The organism is Hydrogenophaga sp., assembly GCF_028698005.1.
Lineage (GTDB): Bacteria > Pseudomonadota > Gammaproteobacteria > Burkholderiales > Burkholderiaceae_C > Hydrogenophaga.
The window spans coordinates 1-5,196 of sequence record NZ_JAQVEJ010000186.1 but is presented as its reverse complement, the minus strand read 5'-3'; the positions used below and the strand labels follow the sequence as shown (position 1 = coordinate 5,196).

Annotated in this window: 6 protein-coding genes; 4 read left to right on the top strand and 2 right to left on the bottom strand. The window is 69.0% G+C overall.

Annotated elements, in window-relative coordinates; translation table 11 throughout:
- The 3 genes from PHQ87_RS14240 to PHQ87_RS14230 form a co-directional block, all read left to right on the top strand.
- A partial coding sequence (locus PHQ87_RS14240; protein WP_300235697.1) for a helix-turn-helix transcriptional regulator occupies positions 1-228 on the top strand: 228 nt, incomplete at its 5' end.
- Positions 225-1,448, top strand: a complete 1,224-nt coding sequence (locus tag PHQ87_RS14235) for a type II toxin-antitoxin system HipA family toxin (RefSeq protein ID WP_300235694.1) — start codon at positions 225-227, stop codon at positions 1,446-1,448. The genes PHQ87_RS14240 and PHQ87_RS14235, both read left to right, overlap by 4 nt.
- 114 nt (positions 1,449-1,562) lie before the next feature.
- Positions 1,563-2,375, top strand: a complete 813-nt coding sequence (locus tag PHQ87_RS14230; RefSeq protein WP_300235691.1) for an RNA pseudouridine synthase — start codon at positions 1,563-1,565, stop codon at positions 2,373-2,375.
- Here PHQ87_RS14230 and PHQ87_RS14225 read toward each other — a convergent pair.
- Together PHQ87_RS14225 and PHQ87_RS14220 are read right to left on the bottom strand one after the other, a co-directional pair.
- Positions 2,348-3,541: an MFS transporter gene (locus tag PHQ87_RS14225; RefSeq protein ID WP_300235688.1), complete on the bottom strand. Its 1,194-nt coding sequence runs from the start codon at positions 3,539-3,541 to the stop codon at positions 2,348-2,350. The two genes, PHQ87_RS14230 and PHQ87_RS14225, sit on opposite strands and share 28 nt — an antisense overlap.
- Positions 3,542-3,651: 110 nt before the next feature.
- On the bottom strand, positions 3,652-4,137 hold the full coding sequence (locus PHQ87_RS14220) for a YqaA family protein (RefSeq protein WP_300235685.1): 486 nt from the start codon (positions 4,135-4,137) through the stop codon (positions 3,652-3,654).
- Between the two features lie 135 nt (positions 4,138-4,272).
- On the opposite strand from PHQ87_RS14220, the gene dusB reads away from it, so the two are divergent.
- On the top strand, positions 4,273-5,196 hold a 924-nt coding region (dusB, locus tag PHQ87_RS14215), incomplete at its 3' end, for a tRNA dihydrouridine synthase DusB (RefSeq protein WP_300235682.1).

Here is a 5,196-nt window from a genome sequence, read left to right as displayed (position 1 = left end):
ACGCAGCGTGAACTGGCGCAAATGGCCGGACTGTCCTTGGGGGCGTTGCGCAAACTCGAAAGCGACGGTCAGTGCTCGCTGGAAACGCTGGTCCGTGTCGCGCAGGCACTTGGCTTGCTGGAGGCGCTGGACGATCTCTTCGTGCTCAAACGGCAATCCATCGCCCAGATGGAGCAGGTGGACCTTGTGAGCCGCCGCCAGCGTGCGCCGCGTAAGAAAACATCATGAAGCTGCTTACCGTACATTATTGCGGCTGGGGAGAAGACTGGCCGTTGGGACGCTTGGCCGATGACGGTCAATCCCTGCTCTTCGAATATTCTCCCGAAGCCTTGTCTCAAGGCTTGGAACTGTCGCCCTTGCACCTCAAGCTGCGTGCGGATGCTTACGGAGGTTTTCCGATCCATTTGCATCGCCTTCCGGGCCTGATCGCCGACAGTCTGCCTGACGGCTGGGGTTTGCTGCTGATGGATCGGTTGTTCCGTCAACACGGCTTGCGCCATCCCGGGCCACTGGACCGGCTGGCCTTCATTGGTGAGCGCGCGATGGGCGCGTTACGCTTCGTTCCGGCAAGCGACGCCGGCGCCCACGAGCCCGACTGGTCCTTGCTGGCGCTGGCCGAGCAAAGCCGTCTCGCGCTCGCGGGCGAGGCGGGGGCAGCCCTGCGCGAGCTCGCGCTCACCGGCGGCTCACCGCAAGGGGCCAGGCCCAAGGCCTTGGTGCAGTACGACGCAATGACCGGGCAAGTCAGCACCCGTCCGGATGCGCCCGGCAGTCCCTGGCTGGTCAAGTTCCCGGCGCAGAACGAACACAAAGAGGTTTGCGTCATCGAGCAGCTCTATGCCGAGTTGGCTCGGGATTGCGGACTGGATGTGCCCGAAAGTCGTTGGTTCGACCTTAGCCCCGAACTGGCCGCCTTCGGCGTCGCGCGCTTCGACCGGGAGGGAGGGCAACGCGTCCCGGTGCACAGTCTGGCTGGATTGTTGCAAGTGGATTTTCGCCTGCCCGGTGCCACCGACTATACCGCCTTCCTGCGGGCTACCCGTTTCCTGACGCGCGACGAGCGCGAAGTGGAGAAAGCCTACGCACGAGTCGTCTTCAATGTGCTTTTCCACAACCGTGACGACCATCCCAAGAATTTCGCGTGGCGTCTCGGGCCTGACCGGCGCTGGCGTCTGGCTCCGGCATTCGACCTGACCTTCAGCGAAGGCCCGATGGGCCAGCATCACCTGGACGTTTGCGGCGAAGGTGCTGCCATCGAACGCCGGCATTTATTGCGTCTAGCGGAGGAAGGTGGCGTCCCAAGGAAACGGGCGGAAGAGGTCATCGAGCGGATGTTGCTGCAGGCAAGCTCATTGGGTGAGCGGTTGGAGCGTGCGCCGATCAGGCAGATGCTGGCGCAACAGATAAAATCCACTATTGATGCCTGTCGCCGGCGTCTGGAAAGCTGAATCCGAGCCGGCGCAACGGCGCCAGATCACGGTTGAACGTACTCAATGCTGAGTTTCTTGAGTACAAACATGAGTATGTTTTTTAATGGAGCAGCATGGTGAACTGTTCATTCAATGACTTGCAGTCACAATCGCTGTTCAACGTCTGAGCACCATACCGAGGCCGCGCGTCAGGAACCCCAGCGCCTGGCCCGGCGTGTGGCCACGCTGGTGCCCTGCTCGCGCACCGAGGCCGAGCGCTACATCGCCGGTGGCTGGGTGAGGGTGGACGGCCAGGTGGTGGACCGGCCCGAGGCGCGCGTGCGCGATCACCAGCAGGTCAGCATCGACCCGGCCGCCACGGCCGAGCCGCTGCCGCTGGCCACCGTGCTGTGGCACAAGCCGGCCGGCGTGGCCGTGCCCGACGCGCTGCACCTGCCCACCGGGCTGGCGCTGCAATGGTTCGACGCGCCGCACCGCTGCGCGGCCGAACACAAGCTCGGGGCGCTGCCGCGCGCGCAACTGCACCGCCTGCAGCCGCTGCTGCCCCTGACCATCGATGCCGCGGGGCTGATGGTCCTGACCCAGCACCCGGCGATCTCCCGCCGCCTGACCGAAGGTGTCCGCGATCTGGAGCAGGAGTGGCTGGTCGATCTGCCGGCGACCCGGGAGCCGGCCTCGGACGATGCGCGGGCGGCCTGGCTGGCAGCGGCGCAGCGCGCCAGAACCGAAGAGGCGCGCCGCCACCCGCCCCTGCGCGTCAGTTGGCAGAGCGACACCCGCCTGCGCATCGCCGCCAAGGGCTGGACGGCACAGGCCCTGGCGCGCCACCTGGCCGCGGCCGATGTGCCGCTGGGGCAACTGCGGCGCCAGCGCATCGGGCGCGTCGGCCTGTCCGGGCTGGCCGTCGGCCAGTGGCGTCAACTGGGCATGGGCGAGCGCTTCTGAACCCGGGCCGCCCACAGGCTCAACCCGATCGCGCCGATCATCAGCGCCAGCGCCCAGTGGTGCAGGCCCTGCAGGCCGCCCCGCGCGATCAGCGCGCCGCCGAGGGCGGCGCCCATGGCCTGGCCGCCATAGATGGCCGACGTGTTCAGGGCCACCGTGGCCGGTGCCAGCCAGGGCGACATCTGCACCAGCCGCGCCTGCTGCGCCGAGTTGGAACCGAAGCACCCCAGTGCCCAGGGCACCATCACCAGCGCCTGCAGCCACAGGGCATGCGTGCCCAGCGGCCACAGCGCCATGCCCAGGGCCATCAGGCCCAGCGTCACCGCCACCGCGCGGGCCGGCCCGATGCGGTCGATCCGGCGCGAGACCAGCATGTTGCCCAGCAGGCCGAAGCTGCCGAACCACAGGAACAGCAGGGAGATCCGGTCGCTGGACAGGTGCAGGACCTGGTCCAGGTAGGGCGCGAAGTAGGCGAACAGGGTGAACTGCCCGAAAGCCGAGACCAGGGTGACGGCCACGGCCAGCATCAGCGGCGCCGAGCCGAGCGTGTCGGCCCAGGCCTGCCGGTTCAGCGGCGCCGGCCGAACGCCGCGCGGCAACTCGGCCCGCAGCCAGATGGCGCAAAGCAGGGCCAGCACGGCGATCAGGCCGAATGCCCAGCGCCAGCCCAGGTAGCCGCTGATCCACGAGGCCAGCGGCATGCCCAGCACCGAGGCCACCGACCAGCCCAGGAACACGAAGGTGATGGCCCGCCCGCGCTGGTGCGCGGGTACCAGCAGGCCCACGCTGGCGGCGGCCTGCGGCGTGAAGATGGCCGGTGCGATGACCGCCAGCACGCGCATGGGCAGCAGCGCGCCGTAGCTCGGGGCGAGCGCGCACAGGCCCAGGAACAGCGCGTACCAGAGCATGGTCAGCGCCAGCAGCCGGCGCCGGTCCCAGCCCGCCACGAGCATGGCCAGCAGCGGCGCGCCGATGCCCATGACGATGGCGCCGGCCGTGATGAGCTGGCCCGCCTGCGGAATCGATACCTGCAGCGACCGGCTGATGTCGTTGAGCGTGCCGGGCACGGCCATGACGCCGGAGCCGATGACGAAATTGCCGGCCATCAGCGCCCACAGCGCGCGCGAGGGGGAGGGTGGGGCAGCAGGTGTCGGCGATGGTGGCATGGCGCGGTAGTATCGCGGCGGCCCGGGCCTGCCGTTGTCGCCAGCGTGCCCGCCCCACGACGCTGTGTGGTGCCCGTGCCGGCGCCGGCACCGCACCGCCGTCTGTGGTATCAGAGCGCCAGGCCGCCGGGGAACACCCACAGCAGCGCGGCCGTCATCGTCAGGTAGCGCAGGAACTTGCCGATGGCCATGTAGCCCATGCACGGCAGCAGCGGAAACTTCAGCCAGCCGGCCACCGCGCACAGCGGATCGCCGACCACCGGCAGCCACGACAGCAGGCAGGCCTTGGGGCCGAAGCGCTCGAGCCATTGCAGGGCCCGCAGCTCGGTCGGCTGGCCGTGCCGGACCCGGTCCACCGCCCGGTGGGTGCCATAGCCCATGAACCAGCTGATGGCGCCGCCCAGCGTGTTGCCGACCGTGGCCACGAGCACCGCCGCCCAGAACAGCTCGGGGTTGAGCTTGACCAGCCCGAACACCGCCGGTTCCGAGCCCATGGGCAGCAGCGTGGCCGACACCAGCGCCACGACGAAGACGGTGCTCAGCCCGACTTCGGGCAGGGCCAGCAGTTGCATCAGCGCGGTGAACCAGTCGGGCATGGGGGTGTGGCGAGGTGTCGGATGCGAGAGCATATCGCCTGCTGAAAAAACAGGCAGGTACAATGCCCATTCTGCGCGCGTGCCTGCTGCCACGCCTGCGCCCGCCTGATCCCCGCCCCGCCGACCGTCCGCCTCATGCAACTGGGTCCTTACCAATTGCCCAACGCCCTGTTCGTTGCGCCCATGGCGGGTGTGACGGACCGGCCGTTCCGCAAGCTGTGCAAACGGCTGGGGGCCGGCTACGCGGTCAGCGAGATGGTGACCAGCCGACCCGATCTGCAGGACAGCCTCAAGACCTCGCGCCGTGCCGACCACCGTGGCGAGCCCGGCCCGATCGCGGTGCAGATCGCCGGCACCGACGCGCGCATGATGGCCGATGCCGCCCGCTACAACATCGACCGCGGCGCGCAGATCATCGACATCAACATGGGTTGCCCGGCCAAGAAGGTGTGCAACAAGTGGGCCGGCTCGGCCCTGATGCAGGACGAGGCGCTGGCCATCGGCATCGTCGAGGCCGTGGTCGCCGCCTGCGCGCCGCACGGCGTGCCCGTCACCCTCAAGATGCGCACCGGCTGGAGCGCCGACGGCCGCAACGCGCCCACCATCGCCCGCGCCGCCGAGGCCGCCGGCGTGCAGATGCTCACCGTCCATGGACGCACGCGCGAACAGGGCTACCGCGGCGTGGCCGAGCACGACACCGTGGCCGGCATCAAGCAGCAGGTGCGCATTCCCGTGGTCGCCAACGGCGACATCGATTCGCCGCGCAAGGCCGCCGAGGTCCTGCGCCAGACCGGCGCCGATGCCCTCATGATCGGCCGCGCGGCCCAGGGCCGCCCCTGGATCTTCCGCGAGATCGCGCACTACCTGGCCACCGGCCAGGAGGCGCCACCACCCGAGCTGGGCGAGGTCAAGTCCTGGCTGCTCGACCACCTGCAAGACCATTACCAGCTTTACGGCGAATACACCGTCGTGCGCAGCGCGCGCAAGCACCTGGGCTGGTACGCGCAGGCCCTGCCGGTGCCGGCCACCGAAGCCGCGGCGTTCCGCCAGCGCATCAAC